This is a genomic window from Streptomyces sp. NPDC002680 (genome assembly GCF_042889145.1).
In the GTDB taxonomy this organism is placed as follows: Bacteria; Actinomycetota; Actinomycetes; order Streptomycetales; family Streptomycetaceae; genus Streptomyces; species Streptomyces adonidis.
Genome location: NZ_JBIAQP010000007.1, coordinates 223821 through 245875, shown reverse-complemented (window position 1 = coordinate 245875; position 22055 = coordinate 223821). Strand labels below are relative to the sequence as shown.

20 protein-coding genes are annotated in these 22055 nt (G+C 67.8%); 11 read left to right on the top strand and 9 right to left on the bottom strand.

Features of this window, described 5'->3' with window-relative positions; all coding sequences use genetic code 11:
- Positions 1 to 226: 226 nt before the first annotated feature.
- From yjfF to ACFYXF_RS20155, 5 genes are all read right to left on the bottom strand, one after another.
- Positions 227 to 1252 (bottom strand): galactofuranose ABC transporter, permease protein YjfF, encoded by a 1026-nt coding sequence (gene yjfF, locus ACFYXF_RS20175; RefSeq protein WP_389350960.1) that lies wholly within the window; start codon positions 1250 to 1252, stop codon positions 227 to 229.
- Positions 1252 to 2376, bottom strand: a complete 1125-nt coding sequence (locus ACFYXF_RS20170) for an ABC transporter permease (RefSeq protein WP_389350959.1) — start codon at positions 2374 to 2376, stop codon at positions 1252 to 1254. The genes yjfF and ACFYXF_RS20170 overlap by 1 nt, the downstream gene beginning before the upstream one ends.
- Positions 2373 to 3911, bottom strand: a complete 1539-nt coding sequence (locus ACFYXF_RS20165) for a sugar ABC transporter ATP-binding protein (RefSeq protein ID WP_389350958.1) — start codon at positions 3909 to 3911, stop codon at positions 2373 to 2375. The genes ACFYXF_RS20170 and ACFYXF_RS20165 overlap by 4 nt, the downstream gene beginning before the upstream one ends.
- Before the next feature lie 143 nt (positions 3912 to 4054).
- Positions 4055 to 5059, bottom strand: coding sequence for an ABC transporter substrate-binding protein (locus ACFYXF_RS20160; protein ID WP_389350957.1), 1005 nt, complete (start codon positions 5057 to 5059; stop codon positions 4055 to 4057).
- A 102-nt stretch (positions 5060 to 5161) separates the two neighbouring features.
- Positions 5162 to 6157, bottom strand: coding sequence for a LacI family DNA-binding transcriptional regulator (locus ACFYXF_RS20155; RefSeq protein ID WP_389351221.1), 996 nt, complete (start codon positions 6155 to 6157; stop codon positions 5162 to 5164).
- A gap of 484 nt (positions 6158 to 6641) precedes the next feature.
- Here ACFYXF_RS20155 and ACFYXF_RS20150 point away from each other — a divergent pair, with 484 nt between their 5' ends.
- The 8 genes from ACFYXF_RS20150 to ACFYXF_RS20115 all read left to right on the top strand — a co-directional run bounded on the left by ACFYXF_RS20150 (position 6642) and on the right by ACFYXF_RS20115 (position 16912).
- Positions 6642 to 7799, top strand: coding sequence for a mandelate racemase/muconate lactonizing enzyme family protein (locus ACFYXF_RS20150; RefSeq protein ID WP_389350956.1), 1158 nt, complete (start codon positions 6642 to 6644; stop codon positions 7797 to 7799).
- Positions 7796 to 8800 carry a zinc-binding dehydrogenase gene (locus ACFYXF_RS20145; RefSeq protein ID WP_389350955.1) on the top strand — a complete coding sequence of 335 codons (1005 nt, stop codon included), beginning with the start codon at positions 7796 to 7798 and terminating at the stop codon, positions 8798 to 8800. The genes ACFYXF_RS20150 and ACFYXF_RS20145 overlap by 4 nt, the downstream gene beginning before the upstream one ends.
- A gap of 130 nt (positions 8801 to 8930) precedes the next feature.
- Entirely contained in the window at positions 8931 to 9899 is a 969-nt protein-coding gene (locus tag ACFYXF_RS20140; RefSeq protein WP_389350954.1) for a hypothetical protein, read from the top strand.
- Between the two features lie 143 nt (positions 9900 to 10042).
- Positions 10043 to 11155: a multiple monosaccharide ABC transporter substrate-binding protein gene (gene chvE, locus ACFYXF_RS20135; protein WP_389350953.1), complete on the top strand. Its 1113-nt coding sequence runs from the start codon at positions 10043 to 10045 to the stop codon at positions 11153 to 11155.
- A gap of 32 nt (positions 11156 to 11187) precedes the next feature.
- The gene (gene mmsA, locus ACFYXF_RS20130; protein ID WP_389350952.1) at positions 11188 to 12738 is read left to right on the top strand and encodes a multiple monosaccharide ABC transporter ATP-binding protein; all 1551 of its coding nucleotides are present in this window, start codon (positions 11188 to 11190) and stop codon (positions 12736 to 12738) included.
- Positions 12735 to 13982 (top strand): multiple monosaccharide ABC transporter permease, encoded by a 1248-nt coding sequence (gene mmsB, locus ACFYXF_RS20125; RefSeq protein ID WP_389350951.1) that lies wholly within the window; start codon positions 12735 to 12737, stop codon positions 13980 to 13982. Before mmsA ends, mmsB begins: the two co-directional genes overlap by 4 nt.
- 52 nt (positions 13983 to 14034) lie before the next feature.
- A complete protein-coding gene (locus tag ACFYXF_RS20120) occupies positions 14035 to 15102 on the top strand; it encodes an aldose epimerase family protein (RefSeq protein WP_389350950.1) in 1068 nt (355 codons plus the stop codon).
- Positions 15103 to 15313: 211 nt separating this feature from the next.
- Positions 15314 to 16912, top strand: a complete 1599-nt coding sequence (locus ACFYXF_RS20115) for a pyridoxal phosphate-dependent aminotransferase (RefSeq protein ID WP_389350949.1) — start codon at positions 15314 to 15316, stop codon at positions 16910 to 16912.
- Positions 16913 to 16989: 77 nt separating this feature from the next.
- On the opposite strand, the gene ACFYXF_RS20110 is transcribed toward ACFYXF_RS20115, so the two are convergent.
- The gene (locus ACFYXF_RS20110) at positions 16990 to 18339 is read right to left on the bottom strand and encodes a DUF3500 domain-containing protein (RefSeq protein WP_389350948.1); all 1350 of its coding nucleotides are present in this window, start codon (positions 18337 to 18339) and stop codon (positions 16990 to 16992) included.
- 199 nt (positions 18340 to 18538) lie between these two features.
- Between ACFYXF_RS20110 and ACFYXF_RS20105 the strand changes: the two genes are divergently transcribed.
- The gene (locus tag ACFYXF_RS20105) at positions 18539 to 19342 is read left to right on the top strand and encodes a hypothetical protein (protein ID WP_389350947.1); all 804 of its coding nucleotides are present in this window, start codon (positions 18539 to 18541) and stop codon (positions 19340 to 19342) included.
- A gap of 96 nt (positions 19343 to 19438) precedes the next feature.
- Here ACFYXF_RS20105 and ACFYXF_RS20100 read toward each other — a convergent pair whose 3' ends face one another.
- The 3 genes from ACFYXF_RS20100 to ACFYXF_RS20090 all read right to left on the bottom strand — a co-directional run bounded on the left by ACFYXF_RS20100 (position 19439) and on the right by ACFYXF_RS20090 (position 20567).
- On the bottom strand, positions 19439 to 19624 hold the full coding sequence (locus ACFYXF_RS20100; RefSeq protein ID WP_389350946.1) for a type II toxin-antitoxin system VapB family antitoxin: 186 nt from the start codon (positions 19622 to 19624) through the stop codon (positions 19439 to 19441).
- Positions 19624 to 20031 carry a hypothetical protein gene (locus ACFYXF_RS20095; RefSeq protein WP_389350945.1) on the bottom strand — a complete coding sequence of 136 codons (408 nt, stop codon included), beginning with the start codon at positions 20029 to 20031 and terminating at the stop codon, positions 19624 to 19626. Before ACFYXF_RS20095 ends, ACFYXF_RS20100 begins: the two co-directional genes overlap by 1 nt.
- A 65-nt stretch (positions 20032 to 20096) precedes the next feature.
- Positions 20097 to 20567 (bottom strand): ATP-binding protein, encoded by a 471-nt coding sequence (locus ACFYXF_RS20090; RefSeq protein WP_389350944.1) that lies wholly within the window; start codon positions 20565 to 20567, stop codon positions 20097 to 20099.
- 159 nt (positions 20568 to 20726) lie between these two features.
- Here ACFYXF_RS20090 and ACFYXF_RS20085 point away from each other — a divergent pair, with 159 nt between their 5' ends.
- Together ACFYXF_RS20085 and ACFYXF_RS20080 are read left to right on the top strand one after the other, a co-directional pair.
- On the top strand, positions 20727 to 21566 hold the full coding sequence (locus ACFYXF_RS20085; RefSeq protein WP_389350943.1) for a Scr1 family TA system antitoxin-like transcriptional regulator: 840 nt from the start codon (positions 20727 to 20729) through the stop codon (positions 21564 to 21566).
- Positions 21563 to 21808 carry a DUF397 domain-containing protein gene (locus ACFYXF_RS20080; protein WP_389350942.1) on the top strand — a complete coding sequence of 82 codons (246 nt, stop codon included), beginning with the start codon at positions 21563 to 21565 and terminating at the stop codon, positions 21806 to 21808. Before ACFYXF_RS20085 ends, ACFYXF_RS20080 begins: the two co-directional genes overlap by 4 nt.
- The last annotated feature ends 247 nt before the right edge of the window (positions 21809 to 22055 follow it).

Genomic DNA, 22055 nt, shown 5'->3' with positions numbered 1-22055 from the left:
TGCGCCGTTGAGGTGCCGGTGGCATTGGTGGCAGAAGTCCATGACGCGGGAAGAATAAGTTCCTCGCGGGGCGCGTTCCTAGGGGTCCCGGTGAAGTTTCCGTGCGGAAGCGGTGTTTCGCGTTTGACCGGTTGGGGTCAAGCCGGACCATTCCACGTCATCTTCTGACACGCCGACGGGCTTGGGACCGGACCGGCCCCAAGCCCGCGCACTGCCTCTCCCTGGCTCAGGTTTTCCCACGCGCCGTCATGGCCCGCTGGATCAGGATGAACGCGCAGAGCAGCACGCCCGTCGCGATCTTCGTCCACCAGGAGCTGAGCGTCCCCTCGAACTGGATGATGCTCTTGATCAGGCCCAGCACCAGGACGCCGAAGAGGGTGCCCAGGACATAGCCCGAGCCGCCCGTCAGCAGTGTGCCGCCGATGACGACCGCCGCGATGGCGTCCAGCTCCATGCCCGTCGCGTGCAGCGGGTCGCCGGACTGGATGTAGAGGGTGAAGAGCAGGCCCGCCAGGGCCGAGCAGAAGCCGCTCACCGTGTACACCGCGATCTTCGTGCCGCCCTGCGGAAGGCCCATCAGCAGCGCCGACTGCTCGTTGCCGCCGATGGCGTACACGCGTCGGCCGAAGCGGGTGTAGTGGAGGATGTAGAAGGCTGCCGCCAGGACGACGAGCGCGACTATCGCGCCTATCGACAGGAAGCCCACCCCCAGCTGTGCCTGCGCCTGCGCCATGCTGCTCACCGAGGAGTCGTCGATGGCGATCGACTCCTTGCTGATGACCAGGCACAGGCCCCGGAACAGGAAGAGGCCGGCGAGGGTCACGATGAAGGGCTGGATCTCGAAGTTGTGGATCACATAGCCCATCAGGAAGCCGCCGAAGGCTCCTACGCCCAGTGCGATGGGGATGACCACCAGGATCGGCAGGCCCTGCTTCTCCACCAGCCATGCCGTGAGCATCGTCGTGAAGCCGATCACCGAGCCGACCGACAGGTCGATGCCGCCGGAGAGGATCACGAAGGTCGCGCCGACCGCGGCCACCAGCAGATAGCCGTTGTCGATGAACAGGTTGAGGAACACCTGCGGTTCGCCGAAGCCGTAGTTCTGGTAGCGGCTCAGGCCCACGATGTACATCACGAGGAAGAGCGTGGCCGTCACGACGACGGGCAGCCGCCGGTCGCCCAGCAGTTGCGTGGCCTTGGACGTCCCCGTACGGCCGTCCTCGATCTTGGGGGTACGGGTGGTCGTGCTCATCACGACACCTCCATCTTGGGGGCTGCCGCGGTCGTCGGGGCGGTGTCGGCGGGGGCCGCCGTGGGGGCTCCGCCGTCGGTCTTCGCGCCCTTTCCGGGGCCGAACCTCCCGCCGAGCTTCCCGCCGAAGACCTTCGCGCGGAACTTCGGCGACTGGAGCAGGCAGACGACGATGACGACGGCGGCCTTGAAGACCAGGTTGGTCTGGGTCGGTACGCCGATGGTGTAGATCGTGGTGGTCAGGGTCTGGATGACAAGGGCGCCCACCACCGTGCCGCCGATCGAGAACCGGCCGCCCAGGAGTGACGTACCGCCGATGACGACCGCCAGGATCGCGTCCAGCTCGATCCACAGGCCGGCGTTGTTGCCGTCCGCCGCCGAGGTGTTGGAGCTGATCATCAGGCCCGCGATGCCGGCGCACAGCGCGCAGAACACGTAGCACATGATCTTGATACGACGGGACCTGATGCCGACCAGGCGGCTGGCCTCCGCGTTGCCGCCGACCGACTCCACCAGGAGGCCGAGGGCCGTTTTGCGGGTCAGGGCCACCGTGACGGCGACAACCGCCGCGACCACGAAGATGGAGAAGGGCAGGGTCAGCCAGTAGCCGCCGCCGATCAGCTTGTACGGCTCGCTGTTGATCGTGATGATCTGGCCGTCGGTGATCAGCTGGGCCACTCCTCGGCCCGCGACCATGATGATCAGCGTGGCGATGATGGGTTGGATGCCCATCCTGGCCACCAGGAAGCCGTTCCACAGGCCGCAGACCACCGCCGCCACCAGGCCGATGCCCATCGCCAGGAAGACTCCGGCGAGTGCGCCCTGGTCGGACTGGTCGCTGATGTACGAGCAGGTCAGAGCGCCGGTGATGGCGACCACCGCGCCGACGGAGAGGTCGATGCCGCCGGTCGCGATGACCAGGGTCATGCCGACCGCCACCAGGATCAGCGGCGAGCCGAACAGCACGATCGAGACGAGGCTGCCGTAGAGGTGGCCGTCCGTCATCTTGATCGAGAAGAAGTCGGGGGTGAAGGGAACGTTGATCAGCAGCAGGACGACCAGCACGGCCACCGGCCAGAACAGGTGGTGCTGGGTCAGCGTCCGCCAACGGGGAGTGGTGGTCACTGGTGCTCTCCGCTCGCGATGGTCTCCAGGATCCGGGTGGGGGTGATCTCGGGCCCGTTGGCGAGCTGGGCGACCAGCTTGCGGTCGCGCAGCACGCCGATGGTGTGGCTGAGCCGGAGCACCTCCTCCAGCTCGGCCGCGATGTACAGCACGGACATGCCTTCCTCGGAGAGCGAGACCACGAGCTTCTGGATCTCCGCCTTCGCGCCGACGTCGATGCCTCGTGTGGGCTCGTCCAGGATCAGCAGCTTCGGCTGGGTGATCAACCAGCGGGCCAGGAGCACCTTTTGCTGGTTGCCGCCGCTCAACTGGCCTACGCGGGCCTCCGGGTTGGCGGGGCGGATGTCCAACGCCTTGATGTACTTGGCGACCAGTTCGTCGCGCTGGGCGGCCGGGATGGGCCGGGTCCAGCCGCGGGCCGCCTGGAGGGCGAGGATGATGTTCTCCCGTACCGTCAGGTCGGGGACCAGGCCCTCCGTCTTGCGGTTCTCCGAGCAGAAGGCGACGCCCGCGCCGATCGCGTCGTTCGGGGCACTCATCGAGACCTGCTTGCCGTCGATGCTGACCTTGCCGCTGTCGGGCTGGTCGGCGCCGAAGAGCAGCCGGGCGAGTTCGGTGCGGCCCGAGCCGAGGAGGCCGGCGAGGCCCACGACCTGGCCCTTCTTGATCTCCAGGTCGAAGGGGGCGATGCCGCCCTTCCGGCCGAGACCGTCCGCCTGGACCAGCGGTTCGCCGACGTCGGCGTGGAGTTGCTGCTCGTGCAGGCCCTCCAGCTGGTCCATCGCCTTGCCGATCATCAGCTGGATCAGGCCGACCTGGTCCAGCTCGCTGACCATGTGCTCGCCGACGAGGGTGCCGTTGCGCAGGACGGTCATGCGGTCGCAGATCTCGTAGATCTGGTCGAGGAAGTGCGAGACGAACAGGATCGCCACGCCCTCGTCCCTCAACTGCCGCATCAGGCGGAACAGTTCGAGGACCTCGTCGCGGTCGAGGCTGGACGTCGGCTCGTCGAGGACCAGCACCTTGGTGCCCGCTCCGGCGCCGTCGCTGTCCCCGGTGCCCACCGACCGTACGATCGCGACAAGTTGCTGCACGGCCAGGGGGTACGAGGACAGGGGCGCGGTGACGTCGATGTCGAGGCCGAGGCGGTCGACCAGCTCCGCGGCCTCCTTGCGCATACGGCTCCACTGGATGCGGCCGTAGCGGGTGGGTTCACGTCCGATGAAGATGTTCTCCGCCACCGAGAGGTTGGGGCAGAGGTTCACCTCCTGGTAGACGGTGCTGATGCCGGCCTGCTGTGCCTGGAACGGGCTGTCGATCCGCACGGGCTGCCCGTCGAGGGCGATCGTGCCGCCGTCCAGCGGGTAGACGCCGGTCAGCACCTTGATGAGGGTGGACTTGCCGGCTCCGTTCTCGCCCATCAGGGCGTGGATCTCGCCGGGGAAGAGCCGGAAGTCGACACCCGACAGAGCCCGTACCCCCGGAAACTCCTTGACTATGCCCGTCATCTCCAGGACGGGCCGCGGCTCTGCCATGGCAGCGCTCCTCTTGAATCTTGAATCGCGTAAATCTTGAATCGCGTTGAATCTCTAAATCGCGTTGAGTCTTGAATCGCGTTCAGGCCCGCAGGGAGCCCCCGGCTCGTGGTGGGGGGCTCCCTGCCGATGCGTGCGGTGGGTCAGTACTTGCGGGTGGGGAGCGCGGCCGCCGCCTGGTCCTGCATGAAGTCGCCCTCCTTGGTCTTGATCCAGCGCTCGACCGTCTCGCCGTTCTTGACCTTCTGGACGACCTCCATCAGCTGGGGGCCGAGCAGCGGGTTGCACTCGACGATGGCGTTGATCTTGCCCTCGGACATCGCGATGAAGCCGTCCTTCACGCCGTCGACCGTGACGATCAGGATGTCCTTGCCGGGCTTCTTGCCGGCCGCCTCGATGGCCTGGATGGCGCCGATGCCCATGTCGTCGTTGTGCGCGAACAGCACGTCGATGTCCGGGTTGGACTGCAGGAAGGCGGCCATGACCTGCTTGCCGCCGGCCCGGGTGAAGTCGCCGGTCTGGCTGACGACGATCTTCCAGTCGTCGGCGTGGTCGGCGTCCATGACCTCCTTGAAGCCCTTGGCGCGCTCGATCGCGGGGGCCGCACCGGTGGTGCCCTCCAGCTGGGCGATCTTGATGGGGCCCTTCTTGCCGGCCTTCTCCAGGACCTTCTCCAGGATCTTGCCGGCGCGACGGCCCTCGTCCGTGAAGTCGGAGCCGACCAGGGTGACGTACAGGGACTCGTCGGAGGTCTCGACGGAGCGGTCGGTGAGGACCACCGGGATCTTCTTGGCCTTGGCCTCCTTGAGCACCGCGTCCCAGCCGGTGACGACCACCGGGGAGAAGGCGATGACGTCGACGCCCTGGGTGATGTAGCTGCGGATCGCGGAGATCTGGTTCTCCTGCTTCTGCTGCGCGTCGGAGAACTTGAGGGTGTAGCCCGCCGTCTTGGCCGCCTCCTTCACGGAGTCGGTGTTGGCGCTGCGCCAGCCGCTCTCGGAGCCGACCTGGGAGAAGCCGAGGACGAGCGCCTTGCTGCCACCGGAGGTGGAGCCAGAGGAACTGTCGTCCTCCTTGGCGCAGGCCGCCAGGCCCGTCGCCGCCGCCACGCCGACCGCCGCAGTGAGGAAGTTCCGTCTGTTGAGCATGTTCTTCTCCTTTGAAGAAACCGGATCGCAGTGCGTCCAGCCTGTCGATCACCGTTCGAGATTTCGACCGCGTAGCGAGAGCAGATACGGCCGGGTTCGTGACTAGGGGTTGTACGGGAACGTGCTTGCGCGAACGAGGAGTTGGGGTTCGATGGCGACCTGGGAGGTCCCGGAGGGAGTCCGGCCCTCGATGAGGTCAAGCAGCAGGGCGATGGAGCGCGAGCCCACCGCCGAGAAGTCCTGCCGGACGGTGGTGAGCGGCGGGGCGAAGAACTCCGACTCCGGGATGTCGTCGAAGCCGACCACCGCCACGTCCTGGGGAGTGCGTACGCCCGCCTCGCGCAGGGCCCGCAGCACCCCCAGGGCCATCTGGTCGTTGGCCACGAAGACCGCGGTCAGACCTCGGCCCACCCAGCCCGCCAGTTCCTGGCCTGCCCGGTAGCCCGACAGCGGGCTCCAGTCCCCGCGCAGCGGCGCCGGCGGTTCCACCCCCGCCGCTTCGAGGGTCGCCCGCCAGCCGTCGGCCCGGTCCGCGGCCTCCTGCCAGTCCTCGGGTCCGGCGAGATGCCAGACCGTGCGGTGTCCCATGGCGAGCAGATGGCCGGTGGCCAGCCGGGCGCCGAGTCGCTGGTCGACGTTGACGCTGGGGATCTCCACGCCGGACCCGGTTCCGACGGCCACCACCGGGAAGGGGTGGCGGAGTTCGGTGAGGGCCTCGACCGCCGAGCGCTGCGGGGCGAGGGCGATCACCCCTTCCACCCCGCCTTCGCTGAGACGGTTCAGGGCTTCGGACAGTGTCTCGACCGTCAGTTCGCGCAGACTGACCGTCGAGACGAGATATCCCTCGGCACGCGCCGCGTCCTCCAGCGCGAAGAGCGTGCTGGCCGGTCCGTAGAGCGTGGTGTTGGAGGCGACGACACCCAGGGTCAGGGTGCGCCGGGTCGCCAGGGCCCGTGCGGAGGAGTTGCGGCGGTAGCCCATCTCCTCGATGGCGTGCAGCACCTTGGCGCGGGTCTCGATCCGTACGTTGGGGTGATCCCCCAGGACGCGGGACACGGTCTGGTGGGACACACCGGCCTGGCGTGCCACGTCGGCCATGGTGGGCGGCCGGAGCTGGGAGCTGCTCTGCGGGTTGCTCACGGCGGCACCTCCCTGGCGATCGTCTGCGGATAAGTCCTGTGGTGCGGGCGGTCGTTTCCGTGCCGCCGGCTTCACTCCGGGGCTCCGGATTGCCCCAAGGCACCGGGCGGGAAGGCCATTTGGGGCACTGCCGACATGACTCTCGGACCTCCTTGGATGCCGTCGGGCGACAACTGGTGAATGCGGAGGTCATTGTGAGCGCTAACAATTCATGCCGGTCAAGAGGGCTGCATCAGGAAGGTGTCACGGTTGGATAACGCGGCCAGTAGCGGGCAGGAGGGTCACGGCGCGGCGATGTGGGCGCTGATGACGGCCGTCCACGACACGGCGAAGTGATGTGCGTTCGACCCATTGACACCCCGGCCAATGCGTCCTTACTGTCGCGACAGCATTTCGAACAAGTGACGATATCTCGAACAGGCCAAAGGACTTAGGGAGTACCGTGCGCATCACGGGAATCAGCACGCACGTGGTCGGGACGCCGTGGCGGAACCTGACCTACGTCCAGGTGCACACCGACGAGGGACTCACCGGCGTCGGCGAGACCCGCATGCTGGGCCACACCGACGCCCTGCTCGGCTATCTGCACGAAGCGAAGACCAACCACATTCTCGGCTCCGACCCGTTCGCTGTCGAGGATCTGGTCAAGCGCATGAAGTACGGCGACTACGGCCGGGCCGGCGAGATCGTGATGTCCGGCATCGCCGTGATCGAGATGGCCTGCTGGGACATCAAGGGCAAGGCCCTGGGCGTACCGGTGTGGCAGCTCCTCGGCGGCAAGGTCACCGACAAGGTCAAGGCGTACGCCAACGGCTGGTACACCACGGAGCGCACGCCCGAGGCGTACCACAAGGCGGCGCAGGGCGTCATGGAGCGCGGGTACAAGGCGCTCAAGATCGACCCCTTCGGGACCGGCCACTTCGAGCTGGACCACGAGCAGAGCATGTACGCCGTCTCCCTGATCGAGGCCGTGCGCGACGCGATCGGGCCGGACTCCGAGCTGATGCTGGAGATGCACGGCCGCTTCTCCCCCGCCACCGCCGTCCGTCTCGCCAAGGACCTGGCGCCCTTCAAGCCCGCGTGGCTGGAGGAGCCCTGCCCGCCGGAGAACCTGAAGGCGCTGGAGAAGGTCGCCGCGAAGGTGGACATCCCGGTGGCCACGGGTGAGCGCATCCACGACCGGATCGAGTTCCGGGAGCTCTTCGAGAGCCAGGCCGTGGACATCATCCAGCCGGACGTCGGTCACATCGGCGGCATCTGGGAGACCCGCAAGCTGGCCGCGACCGCCGAGACGCACTACGTGCTGGTCGCGCCGCACAACGTGGGCGGGCCGGTGCTGACGGCCGCCTCGCTCCAGGTCGGGTTCACCTCCCCGAACTTCAAGATCCTCGAACACTTCAACGACTTCGCGGACGCGGAGATCAAGAAGGTCGTCTCGGGCGCCCCCGAGGTGATCGACGGCTACTTCCACCTCTCCGACAAGCCCGGCCTCGGTGTCGAGCTGGACGTGGACGCGGCGGCGGAGTTCCCGCAGCAGCAGGCCCGCTTCGACCTGTGGGCCGAGGGCTGGGAGCAGCGCAAGCCCAAGGGGACCGAGTGAGCAGCGCCGTGGTGATCGAGGCCCCGGGCGAGCACCGGCTGGTGCCGCACGAGCCTCGGCAGCCGGAGGCCGGCGAGGCCCTCGTACGGGTCCACGCGGCCGGGATCTGCGGCAGCGACCGCGAGGTCTACCAGGGCAACAGGCCCGAGGGGTACGTCCGTTACCCGCTGATCCCGGGCCACGAGTGGTCCGGGACGGTGGCGGCGGTCGGCGCCGGGGTTCCGGCAACTCTCGTGGGCCGCAAGGTGGTTGGGGAAGGCTTCCGCAACTGCCAGGTGTGCGACCGCTGTCACGCGGGCGAGACAACGTTGTGCAGCGCCGGGTACGAGGAGACCGGGTTCACCGAACCCGGCGCGATGGCGACCACGCTGACGCTGCCCGCGCGGCTGCTGCACGTGCTGCCGGAGGACGCGGATCTCACGGCGGCGGCGCTCCTTGAGCCGGCCGCGTGCATCGCCGCCGCCGCGCTCAAGGCGAACGCCGTTCCGGGTGAGCGGGTCGCCGTGGTGGGCACCGGGACGCTCGGGATGTTCGCCGTGCAGTTCCTGAAGGCGGGTTCGCCGTCCGAGCTGCTGGTCGTGGGGACACGTCCGGACCGGGCCGAGCTGTCGAAGCGGTTCGGGGCCACGGACTTCCGTACGAAGGACCAGGAGCTGCCCGACGACTTCGACGTCGTCATCGAGACCGCCGGGTCCGCGGACGCCGCGCGTACCGCCGCCGCCCTGCTGCGGCGCGGTGGCCGGCTGGTCCTGACGGGCATCCCGGCGCCGGGTGCGGACGGGCTCGACCCGACGGATCTCGTCGTACGGCAGCTGGAGGTGCACACCGTGTTCGGCGCCGCGCCGGACGCGTGGGCGCACACGGTGCGGGTCTTCGGGGCCGGGCTCCTCGATCCGCTGCCGCTGGTCACGCACGAGCTGCCGCTGGAGGAGTTTCCGCAGGCCATCGAGTTGGTGGGGTCCGGCGACCCGAAGGTGGGAAAGGTCCTGCTGCGGCCATGACACACCCCTGAGCCGTACGCCGGTACGGGGTACCTGACGACCCCGTACCGGCGTACATCCAAAGTCTTGTGCACCCAGAGCCGCGAACCTCGTCCGAAATACCGAACCTGCCGAACCTGAAGGACAGATAGTGACCGACACCACCGCCTCCGCAGCCCGCCGCCCCGGAGAGCAGGCGCTCGCCGCGCTCGGCCTGGACGTGCCCGCACTCGACCCCTCCGACGCCTCCCCGCACGCCTTCCCTGGCGGCGGTCGCTGGCGCACCGAGGTGCCCTCCGTGGAGGGGCCCGAGGCGCTCGGCGTCGTCCTCAAGGAGGCCTCGCGGCTCGATGTGCCGATCCACCGGGTCAGCCAGGGCAGCGGTGTCTGGATGCTCACCGACGCCGAGATCACCGAGATGGTGGAGGCGACGGCCGAGCGCGACATCGAGCTGTGCCTGTTCACCGGTCCGCGCGGCACCTGGGACATCGGCGGCTCCACCCGGACCGACTCCAAGGGCGGCGGGCTGCGTGCCCGGGGCCATGACGCGGTCGCCGGGTGCGTCGAAGACGCCATCAGGGCAACGGAGTTGGGCGTCAAGTGCCTGCTCGTCGCGGACGAGGGCGTGCTGTGGACCCTGCACCGGGCCCGAGTTGGCGGAATCATCCCGGCCGACACGACGCTCAAGGTGTCGGCGCTGATCGGTCCGGTGAACCCGAGCGCGTACGCGGTGTACGAGAACCTCGGCGGCGACTCGATCAACGTACCCAGCGATCTGACGCTCGATCATCTCACCGAGATCCGGCGGGTGTCGGCCGCTCCGATGGACATGTACATCGAGGCGCCGGACGATCTCGGCGGCTATGTGCGGATGTACGAGGTCGCCGAGCTGATCCGGCGCGGCGCACCGCTCTACCTCAAGTTCGGACTGTCGAAGGCGCCCGGGATCTACCCCTACGGGAACCACATGCGCGACCTGACGCTGTCCACGGCCAAGGAACGGGTGCGGCGCGGCCGGCTCGCCCTGGACCTGCTCGCGCGGCACGGGGCGGACGGCGACATGGCGCCGCTCGGCTCGCGGCTGCCGGGCGCCCTCAAGCGGTTCGAAACGCCTGCATAACGTTCCGGACAACGCCCCTTCACAAAACACGACGCAGTCGAACAGACTCCGACACGACTTCTCTTGGTCTGCTCTTACCTCAGCCTCAAGGGCGCCCGTACCGCCAGACCGCTCCAGGCCTCACGACATCAAGGATGATGATCATGCGTACTCGCAGAGCCGCACTCTCCGCCATAGCCTCCTCCGCCGCTCTCGCCCTCTCCCTCACCGCCTGTGGTCAGAGCAGCGAGGGTGGCAGCGAGGCGGGTTCCGCCGACGCCAAGGACGCGACCATCGGCATCTCCATGCCGACCAAGTCCTCCGAGCGCTGGATCGCCGACGGCGCCAACGTCGTCAAGAACCTGGAGGCCAAGGGCTTCAAGACCAAGCTGGTCTTCGGCGAGGACGAGCCGGACCAGCAGGTCTCGCAGATCGAGAACATGATCACGCAGGGTGTGGACGCGCTGATCGTCGCCGCGATCGACAACAAGTCGCTGAACAACGTGCTCCAGCAGGCCGCCGACGCCAAGATCCCGGTCATCTCCTACGACCGTCTGATCCTCGGCACGAAGAACGTCGACTACTACGCGTCCTTCGACAACGAGAAGGTCGGCGAGCTCCAGGGCAACTACATCCTGGAGAAGCTCGGCCTGGCGGACGGCTCCAAGAAGGGCCCGTTCAACATCGAGCTGTTCGCGGGCTCCAACGACGACAACAACACGCGGTACTTCTTCGGCGGCGCGATGAAGGTCCTTCAGCCGTACATCGACAAGAAGCAGCTTGTCGTCAAGTCCGGCCAGACCGAGCTGACGCAGGTCACCACCCTGCGCTGGGACGGTGCCACCGCGCAGCGGCGCATGGACGACATCCTCACCGCCTCGTACAAGAGCGGCAAGGTCGACGCGGTGCTCTCGCCGTACGACGGCATCTCCATCGGCATCATCTCGGCGCTGAAGTCGGACGGCTACGGCAGCGCGAGCAAGCCGCTCCCGGTCGTCACCGGCCAGGACGCCGAGGTCGCCTCGGTGAAGTCGATCATCGCGGACGAGCAGTCGATGACCGTCTACAAGGACACCCGCGAACTCGCCAAGGTGGCCGCGAACATGGTCGACGCGGCGCTCAACGGCAAGACGCCGGAGACCAACGACACCAAGACGTACGACAACGGCTCGAAGGTCGTGCCCGCGTACCTGCTGGTGCCGGTGAGCGTGGACAAGTCGAACTACCAGAAGGTCGTCGTCGACTCGGGCTACATCAAGGCGAGCGACCTCAACTAACCGCCGCATTCTAGGGATTGGAAGGCACGACCATGGCGGGACCCGTCCTGGAAATGCGCTCGATCATCAAGACCTTTCCTGGCGTCAAGGCGCTGTCGGACGTCACACTGACGGTCCGTCAGGGCGAGGTCCATGCCATCTGCGGGGAGAACGGCGCCGGCAAGTCGACCTTGATGAAGGTCCTCTCCGGCGTCCACCCGCACGGGAGTTACGAGGGGGACATCCTCTTCGAGGGAGAGATCTCCACCTTCAAGGACATCAGGGCCAGTGAGCAGCACGGCATCGTGATCATCCACCAGGAACTGGCCCTGGTGCCGTATCTCTCCATCGCGGAGAACATCTTCCTCGGCAACGAGCACGCCACGCGCGGTTTCATCAACTGGAACGAGACCCTGCGGCACGCGTCCCAACTGCTGCGCCGGGTCGGCCTCGACGACCACCCGGAGACCCGCGTCACCGACATCGGCGTGGGCAAGCAGCAGCTCGTGGAGATCGCGAAGGCGCTGTCGAAGAAGGTGAAACTGCTCATCCTCGACGAGCCGACCGCGGCGCTGAACGACGAGGACAGCGGCAAACTCCTCGATCTCATCCTGGAGTTGAAGAACCAGGGCATCACCTCGATCATCATCTCCCACAAGCTCAACGAGATCCGCAAGGTCGCCGACTCGGTGACCATCCTGCGCGACGGGCGGTCCATCGAGACCCTCGACGTGAAGGCGGCGGAGACCACCGAGGACCGGATCATCAGCGGAATGGTCGGCCGCGACCTCGACCACCGGTTCCCCGAGCGCACCCCGTACGAGGGGGAGGTCGGCGCGGCCCCGGCCCTGGAGGTCCGCAACTGGACCGTGCACCACCCGATCGACCAGCAGCGCAAGGTGGTCGACGATGTGTCGATCAACGTCAAGCGCGGTGAGATCGTCGGCATCGCGGGCCTGATGGGCGCGGGCCGCACCGAGCTCGCGATGAGTGTCTTCGGGCGCACCTACGGCCGGTACACGAGCGGCTCGGTCCTCCGGGACGGCAAGGAGATCCGTACGAAGACCGTGCCCGAGGCGGTCGGCCACGGGATCGCGTACGTCACCGAGGACCGCAAGCACTACGGCCTCAACCTCATCGACACCATCAACCGCAACATCTCGCTCAGTGCCCTGGGCAAGGTCTCCAAGCGCGGTGTCGTCGACGAGCACGAGGAGCGGCAGGTCTCCGAGGGCTTCCGCAAGTCCATGAACATCAAGGCGCCGACCGTCTTCGAGCCGGTGGGCAAGCTGTCCGGCGGCAACCAGCAGAAGGTCGTCCTCAGCAAGTGGATCTTCGCGGGTCCCGAGGTGCTGATCCTGGACGAGCCGACGCGCGGGATCGACGTGGGCGCCAAGTTCGAGATCTACACGGTGATCGACAAGCTGGCCGCCGAGGGCAAGGCGGTCGTCTTCATCTCCTCCGAGCTGCCCGAACTGCTCGGTATGTGCGACCGCATCTACACCATGGCCGCCGGGCGGCTCACGGGCGAGGTCCCGCGGGCCGAGGCCACGCAGGAAGTGCTGATGCGCCAGATGACGAAGGACAAAGAGGTAACCCGATGAGCACGGATGTGACGGACAAGGTCCCGGCCTCGGCGCCGCCCGGGAAGTCCGGCGGCTCGGCCACCGGCGGTGGCCTGCTCCAGCTGGTGCTGGACGGCCTGCGCCGCAACATGCGCCAGTACGGCATGCTGATAGCCCTCGGCCTGATCGTCGCCCTCTTCGCGGTCTGGACCGACGGCGACCTGCTGCTGCCGCGCAACGTCTCCAACCTGGTCCTGCAGAACAGCTACATCCTGATCCTCGCGATCGGCATGATGCTGGTGATCATCGCGGGCCACATCGACCTGTCGGTCGGCTCACTGACGGCGTTCGTGGGCGCGTTCGCGGCCGTACTGACGGTCCAGCACGATGTGCCGTGGCCGGTCGCCGTGGTGCTGTGCCTGCTGATGGGCGCGGTGGCCGGCGCGGTACAGGGATTCTTCATCGCGTACGGCGGCATACCGTCGTTCATCGTCACCCTCGCCGGCATGCTGATCTTCCGCGGGCTGACGGAGATCCTGCTGGAGGGCCAGACCCTCGGTCCGTTCCCGGACGGTCTGCAGAAGATGGGCAACGGCTTCCTGCCCGAGACCGGTCCGGAGACCAACTACCACAACCTCACGCTGCTGCTGGGCCTCGCGCTGATCGTCTTCGCGGTCCTCCAGGAGGTCCGTGACCGCAAGCGCCAGCAGGAGTTCGCGCTGGAGGTGCTGCCCAGGAACATCTTCCTGCTCAAGCTCGTCTCCATCGTCGCCGCGATCCTCGTCGTCACGATGCTGCTCGCCAGCTACAAGGGCGCGCCGATCATCCTCCTGATCCTCGGTGTCCTGGTGGTCGGCTACGGCTACGTCATGCGCAACGCCGTCTTCGGCCGCCACATCTACGCGATCGGCGGCAACCTTCCGGCGGCGAAGCTGTCCGGCGTCCGGGACAAGAAGGTCACCTTCCTGGTCTTCCTGAACATGGGCGCGCTCGCGGCCCTGGCCGGTATGGCCATCGCCGCCCGTCTCAACGCGGCCTCTCCGAAGGCGGGCCTCAACTACGAACTCGAGGCGATCGCCTCGGCGTTCATCGGTGGCGCGTCCATGAGCGGCGGTGTCGGCACCATCCTCGGCGCGATCATCGGCGGTCTCGTCCTCGGCGTGCTGAACAACGGCATGAACCTCCTCAGCGTCGGCTCCGACTGGCAGCAGGTCATCAAGGGCCTGGCCCTGCTGGCGGCGGTCGGGTTCGACGTGTGGAACAAGCGCAAGGTCGGTTCGTAGACAGGTAGTTCGCCGGGGCCTCGCGGGCAGTCCGTCCGCGAGGCCCCTCCGCATGTGGGGAGGCAGGAACACCATGAGGGAACTCTTCGGCAAACTCGCCGACGGGACGGAGATCCACCGCTGGTCGCTGGAGAACGGCGGCACCCGGCTGAAGGTCCTGTCGTACGGCGGGATCGTGCAGTCCCTGGAGATTCCGGACCGGGAGGGCCGGTACGCCAATGTCTCCCTGGGCTTCGACAGCATCGAGGAGTACGTCGCCGCCAGCCCGTACTTCGGCGCGCTGATCGGCCGGTACGGCAACCGGATCGGCGGTGGCCGGTTCACGCTGGACGGCACGACGCACCAACTGTCGGTCAACGACGGCGAGAACAGCCTGCACGGCGGGGCCGAGGGCTTCGACAAGCGGGTGTGGGACATCGAGCCCTTCGAGCAGGGCACGGACGTCGGTCTGCGGCTCCAACTCACCAGCGCCGACGGCGAGATGGGCTTTCCCGGCACCCTCACGACGACGGTCACCTACACCCTCACCGAGAACGGCGACTGGCGGATCGACTACGAGGCGAGCACCGACAAGGCGACCGTCGTCAATCTCACCAGCCATGTCTACTGGAACCTGGCCGGCGAGAGCGGCGGCTCGGTTCTCGGCCACGAGCTGGAGATCGCCGGCGCCCGCTACACCCCCGTCGACGCCGGTCTGATCCCCGCCGGTGAGCCGGCCGAGGTCGCGGGCACCCCCTTCGACTTCCGTACACCCAAGACGGTCGGCGCGGATCTGCGCGCCGCCCACCAACAACTGCTGTACGCCAAGGGGTTCGACCACAACTGGGTGCTCGACAAGGGCGTCACGGCGGAGCCGGAGCGCGTCGCCACGCTCAAGGACCCGGTGTCCGGGCGCACGTTGAGCATCGCGACCACCGAGCCGGGGCTCCAGTTCTACTCGGGCAACTTCCTCGACGGCACCCTCGTCGGCAGCGGCGGCACGATCCACCGTCAGGGCGACGCGCTGTGCCTGGAGACGCAGCACTACCCGGACTCCCCGAACCGGCCGGATTTCCCCTCCACCGTGCTGCGCCCCGACCGGATTTATCGCACGACGACGATCCACTCATTCGGCGCGTAATCGCCATCCCCCATGGCTACAGCAAACGTTACCAACGGTAAGAGTGATGATCGGTTTCACAGGTGCTTCACAATTTCCCATCGAAACCACAGCCGTTGAACAGCGCCCCACAGGCATCCGTATCTAAGGCTGGCCCGCGCTCCCCCGCGCGGGCCACCCAAGAGTCGGAGGGCCCGTCCTCCCCAACGGGTTCGCCACATACGGAGGTTCCATGGCCGACAACGTCACCTCGCTCTTTCGCAGCACGGCGGCCCACAGCCCCTCGATGGCTGCGCTGGCGCGAGAGAGCGACGGGACCGGTCCGGTCGACTTCTGCATTCCGTGCAACCCGTACTTCCCCACCCCGGCCATGATGGACACCATGTCGGCGCGGCTGCGCGACATCATCACGTACTACCCGAGCAGCGCCGACACGATCACGGCCGAGCTGTGCAATCTGCTCCAACTGCCCCCGCAGGCAGTCGCGATGGGCAACGGCTCGACCGAACTGATCACCTGGATCGACCACTTGCTGGTCCGTGAGTCCCTCGCCGTCCCCGTCCCCACCTTCGGCCGCTGGACCGACCAGCCCATGGAGACCGGCAAGCGGGTCGACATGTTCCCGCTCCAGGAGTCCAGCGGCTTCAACCTGGACCTCGCCCAGTACGCCGAGTTCATCCGGGCGCGGGGCACCCGGGTCGCCGTCATCTGCAACCCGAACAACCCCGACGGCGGCTTCCTGCACAAGCACGCGCTCGTGCAGTTCATGGACGCGATGGCCGACCTCGACCTCGTCATCATCGACGAGTCGTTCCTGGAGTTCGCCGACGCGGAGGCCGAGCCGAGCGTCGTGCAGGAGGCGATGATCCGCCCCAACGTGATCGTCCTGCGCAGCCTCGGCAAGAACTTCGGTCTGCACGGCATCCGCTTCGGCTACATGGTCGCCAACCCGTCGCTCGCGGGCCGCGTCCGTTCGATGCTGCCGAAGTGGAACCTCAACGCCTTCGCCGAGTACGTGGTGTTCATGCTCAAGGAGCACGGCCAGGAGTACATGCAGAGCCTCCAGCAGGTACGCCGTGACCGCCTCGACATGGCGAGCCAGCTGTCGTCCCTGCCCGGCCTGACGGTCTACCCGTCGCAGGGCAACTTCCTCTTCGTGCGCCTGCCCGTCGGCGCCGAGGGCACCGTGGTCCGGGACCGGATGCTCACCGAGCACCGCATCCTGATCCGCGAGTGCGGCAACAAGATCGGCTCCTCCAGCCGCTTCGTGCGTCTCGTGGTGCGCCCCCAGACGGACGTGCGTCGCCTGGTGTCCGGCCTGGAACAGGTGCTCTACGGGAGCCGGAGGGGAGCCGCCGTGCCCGAGCTGGGTACAGGGACCAACTACAGCTCGGGTACGGCGGCGGTGGACCGACTCGTCGGTGCCACCAACGGGGGCGGTATGCCCGGCCTTGCCGCTCAGGCCCTCGGTTCCGGCATGCCGTCCCCCGCACCGGCCATGCCGATGCCCGCCGCCATGCAGCAGATGCCGGCCGCGATGTCCGCGCAGAGCTACGGCGGTGCGCAGAGCTACGGCGGCGCGGGCATGCAGATGCAGATGCCCATGCAGCAGCAGCCTCAGCCGGTCCCCCAGCCGCAGATGCAGATGCAGCAGCCCCAGATGCCGATGGGCCAGCAGCAGCCCACCCCGTCCGGCGTCCCGGCCCGCAACGGCCTCACGGCCGCCCAGGTCCGCGGCACGACAGGACCGGGCCTGGCCCCCGCCCCCGCGACGGGCTGGCCCGCAGCCCAGAGCTGGCCTAACGCGGCGGGCATGGGCCAGGTGAGCTGACCCGACCCGATCGGTTCGCCGAAGGGCCGTCACCCATGCCCGGGTGACGGCCCTTCGGTTTCCGCACTGACGATCCGTCAGTGGTCGTTCTCCAGATGCAGCTTGAGCAGATCCACGCCGTAGTCGCCGCCGTTGGGCGTCCGGATGATGGTGTGGATGTGCTGCTGGGTGGGTGTACCGCCGGGCCCGCCCATGCCGCCGCCCGTGCCTCCGCTGGAGGACTTGTTGCCGTAGCCGAGGGGCGACTGGGCGTCGTACTCGATCAGGACGACGGGACTGTGTACGCGGTAGTAGAAGGCGGAGGAGTCCTTGGTCTCGCCGATCCAGTAGAAGTACGTGTCGTCGAGGTGCTCCTCCACCTCGGACATCCGTACCTCCGCGTGCGCGTCGGCCATGTTGCCGACGTAGACGCGCACCAGGTCGAGCAGCTTGGCGCGCGCGGTGTCGCTGAACTCGGCGGCGGCCAGGCCCTGGTAGGCGAGCTTGAGGTTGTCCTGACCGGCACCGGCCTTCAGGTTGTCGCCGGCCTTGGTCTCGGAGGAGATGACCTTCTTGCGCTGGGCGTCGGTGAGCGCGCGCAGCGCCGCCAGACCGGCGGCGGTCTCCTTCTTGAACGTGGTGATCTTCTCGCCCTTGTAGGTGGCCGAGGTCGGCTCGGAGCCCATGAAGGTCGGGGTCATGACGACCTGGTCACCGAGGACGAAGTAGTTGATGGCGACGTGATGACCCTCGTACTGGAAACCCCAGGGCTTGGTGGTCGAAGGGGTCCCCATGAAGGTGAAGAAGTAGGCGCCTTCGGTGAGGGTCTCCCGGCCGCCGCCGCTGTAGTCGCCGAGGAACGCGTTGAGCTTCATGATGTTGCGGGTCTGGGTGAGCCCGTCGGCGGACAGCGCGACGCCGAGGAGCGCGTACCCGAGATTGCGCTGCTTCTCCGTGATGTCACCCATCCGGACGCCCTGGCGCTCGTACCCGTCGACGTTGCTCCACTTCAGCCACTCGTCGTCGTCCACATCGAAGACGCAGGACTTCCGCTCGGCGCTGGAGAGCCCGTCGAGGAAGGCCTGCGCGGCCTTGACGACGGAGTCTGTCGAGACGTCGGTGGAGTGGATCGAGTAGAGGTCGTCGACGATCTTCCCGTCGGTGGTGAGACCGGTGAAGTCGGCGTACTTGATCTCACTGGCCCCGGGCCCCATCCCGCCGCCGCCCCCGGGGGCACCGCTGCCGCCGGGCCCGCCGGAGGGCATGCCGTTCGGGGGACCGCCGTACGAGGAGGAGCCCGAGGCACTCGAACTCGCCGCGTCGGAGGATCCGGAGGAGCAGCCGGTCATGGTCGCGAGGGCGGCGACTCCGCCGGTGAGCAGCGCCTTGTTCATGAACCAGCGGCGGCTGCGCTCGGTTTCGGGGGTGCGGGGGCGGTGTGCTGACATGGGGCCACGGTGGGGGGCAAAGCTGAGGGAAACCTGAAGCCGGGGCCGGCCCTCCTCCCGTTCGCCTTGTGGCATCGGGTGAAAGGGCGGCGTCGGCGGCGAGTCGTTTCACCCGATGCCACGAAGACGACGCTCCCCGGTCGCTGGAAGGGTCGTACTCGCGACGGGCGGAATCCGCGACTTTTCACGAGGGAGCACGATGAGATCGCTTTGGGCGACCAGAACGGCGGCCGTGATACTCACCGCCACGGCCATGATCCCCTTGGGCACACAGGCCGCACAGGCCGCGCCGGCCCGTGCGGAACACGTGCAGTCATCCGTATCCGTACGGGCCATCGACTACGTCGCTGTGGTGAAGGCCGCGTACGCGGCCTACCAGGCGTACGCCGCGAGTCAGGCCCTGACGTTGGAGCAGGCGACCCAGCAGATCCTCAGCGCGATCGACTCGGCGAAGTCGGAGATCCTCTCGCACATCGACCAGGTCGCCACGGCGGACGCACGGGCCTGTGCCCGGCAGGCCGTCATCGACTTCGCCGACATCACGCGCTTCACGACGGACACGCTTCAGGCGTTCGCCCGTGACACCACGGGCTGCGTGACCCGGATCGAGAGTCTCCTCAGCGCCGTCACCGACAAGGCGGCGGCGGACCAACTCGGCTTCGCCGTCAACGCGGTGGGCCCGATCTCGCTGGTCGCCCGGGCGCGCGCCGGCTTCGAGACCGCCGGGCTGAAGGGCACCCTGGTCAACACCCACAACACGATCGTGGCCAAGCTGGACCCGGTGTGCGTGACCGTGACGGTCAGGGAGCCGGGCCCGGTCCGTCCCATCGTCGAGGAACAGGTCACCTGCACCGCGTACAACGGCAACTACGGCTGGGACGCCAGGCGCGTCTCACCGGCCCCGGCCGGCCCACCGATCGACGTCAACGGCCTGAAGGCCATAGCAGCGGCGGGTACGAGCTGGGCGGCGGCCAAGGCGGTCCTGCCCACGCTCCAGTCCTGACCCACCCTGTGCACCCACGCCCAGGCCGGACGGATCCCGAGCCTGGGCGTCGGCGCGTCCAGCGGCAGCGGCAGCGGCAGCGGCAGCGGTCCTGCGTCAGGTGGCCTGACCACCGGTGCGCCTGAGGGAGCCGTCGGCGTTGCGCGGGCCGGTGGTCTCGATGATTTCGCCGAAGTCCAGTTCGCCGGAGGCCATGGCGTCGAAGAACTCCTGGCGCAAGCGGCGCTTGACGGCGTCAGCCACGGCCATGCGTACGGCCTTCGCCTCACCGGCTCCGGGCATCAGCGTCCGCCGCGCAGCAGCAACTCAAGGGTGTCGGCGTCCCGTTCGCTGAGCAGGATGCGGACTTCGCCCCGGCCGGGAGCGGTGTAGCGCAGGTTGACCAGCCCCGCCCGCCAGCTCTCCTCCCGGTGAATCCACTCGCTTCGAGGCAGCTCCACCGAGTCCTTCCACCGCCGCGAGAAGGCCAACTCACCATCGGTGCCGGCACCGGCCACCACCTTGCCGTACACGAAGCCCTTCCTCCCGGTACCGGCCTGCCAGGACACCCGGCACGGGAGCTTGCCCGCGCTCGACTCGGCCAGTGCGCTGCTGCGTCTGCCTGCGCGTCTACGGGTCGTCGAACGGACCACCGCCGCCGTTCCGCACGCGACGATCCCGATCAAGAGAAATTCGACCAGAGTCCCCATGTCGCTCTACCCCCCTGTCCCCGACGGATCACCATCCTCCCCTCGCCGACAAGGACGATCCACCCCTACATCTGCCTCACCCGCGGCAGCCGCCCCGGTACGTCCACCTCGGCCCGTACCGTCTTCCCGGGCGGCTCCCGGTCGAGCACCTCCCACCGGTCCGCCACCGCGTCCACGACGAGCAGTCCGCGCCCCGACTCCGCCAGTGGCGACGGAGCCTGTACGTCCATCGGGCCCGGTGGACGTGGCCCGCTGCGGCTGTCGGTGACCTCGACGCGGACGCTGCCCGTCATGAGGCCGAGCCGTAGCTCGAAGTCCCGGCCGGGGACGCGTCCGTGGGTCACCGCGTTCGCGGCCAGCTCGGCGACGATCATCGCGACGGCCTCGGAGACGTCCGAGCCGTACGGGATGCGCCAGGCGTTCAGCTGGCCCACGGCGAGGCGTCGGGCGAGACGTGCGCCGCGCGGAGTGGCACTTAGCCGCTGCCTGAACATACGTACGGTAACCGGGTGTTGAGGGGCTGAAGGTGCGCTCATGAGCCCAATGTGCCGGGCGGGAGCGGCACTTCACCAGGTCGGAGCCGTGTACGCCGGGGCAGCGTACGCGGTTACGCGCTGGACAGTACTCATCACCAGGCGTGACCATGGGCGGATCGGGTGTGTGCAGCGGGGCGAGTGCGCGAGAGGTGGCCGACGATGGCTGAGGGCACGCAGGGGATGACGGGCGGCGAGCCGGAGTCCTCGGACAGTCTGCGGACGTTCGGGGCGGTGGTGCAGGCGCTGCGCGAACACATGGGGATGAGCAGGAGGGAACTGGCACGGGCGGTGCAGTTCTCCGAACATACGGTGGCCTCCGTGGAGTTGGGGAGGAGGATGCCGGATCTGGTGTTCGTGGACCGGGCGGACGTGGCCCTGGGCAATACGGGGGCCTTGAGGAAGGCAGCGGAGCATCTGAACCGGCAGCCAGGGTTGGCTGCGTGGTTCCGGCGGTGGGCTCTGCTGGAGGCCAAGGCGATCTCCCTCTACACCTACGAGTGCCGCATGCTCCCGGGCTTGTTGCAAACGGAGGCGTACGCACGGCAGTTGTTCGCCGACGAGTTGCCGCCGCTGACCGACGAGCAGATCGAGGCCCACTGGATCGCACGCGCCAAGCGTCAGGAGTTGCTCCGGGAGCGTCCGAACACCGCCTTCGGCTTCATCCTGGAGGAACACCTCTTCCGTCGTTGCACGGGCGGCGAGGACGTCACCCGGGACCTCATCGATCACGTACTGCGGATCGCGCAGTGGCGGAACGTGGAGATCCAAGTCATGCCCCTGCTGCGCAGGTCGCACGCCGGACTGCACGGCCCCTTGCAGCTTCTCGAAACTCCGGAGAACAAGTGGTACGCCTACACCGAAGCCCCGGAGTCCGGCCAGCTCATCTCCGATGCCAAAGTGATCAGCGTGCTCCAGCAGCGATATGCCAGGATGCGTGCACAGGCTCTCACGCTCGAAGACTCCGTGAGCCTGTTGGAGCGGATGCGAGGGGAACTATGAGCACCGGTGAACTGGCCTGGTTCAAGTCGAGCTACAGCAGCAGCGGTTCCGGCGACTGCGTCGAAGTCGCCCTCTCCTGGCGCAAGTCCACGTACAGCAGCGGCTCCGGCGACGACTGCGTCGAGGTCGCCACCTGCCCCGGTACCGTCCACATACGCGACTCCAAGGACAAGGCCGGCCCCCAACTCGCCCTCTCCCCCACCCCCTGGGCCGACTTCGTCGCGTACGCCGTCAAGGCCTGATGGCGAAGCCCTACTGGTACCGCGTGCGCGTTCGTCTCGACGACGAGCAGTGGGCCGGGTGGCAGGGGCTGGGCGGGCCGGAGTTCAGCCAGGTCTCGAACGTGGCGTTGCGGGACTCCTCCACCAGCCCCCGCCACCGGCACCGAGCCCGTGCACTCCGCCCAGGTGGCCATCCGAAAAGCATAGAAACGCACGCGAGAACCGAACGCAAACCGGGTCCAATGCGTCACAGTCACGACAGCATCAG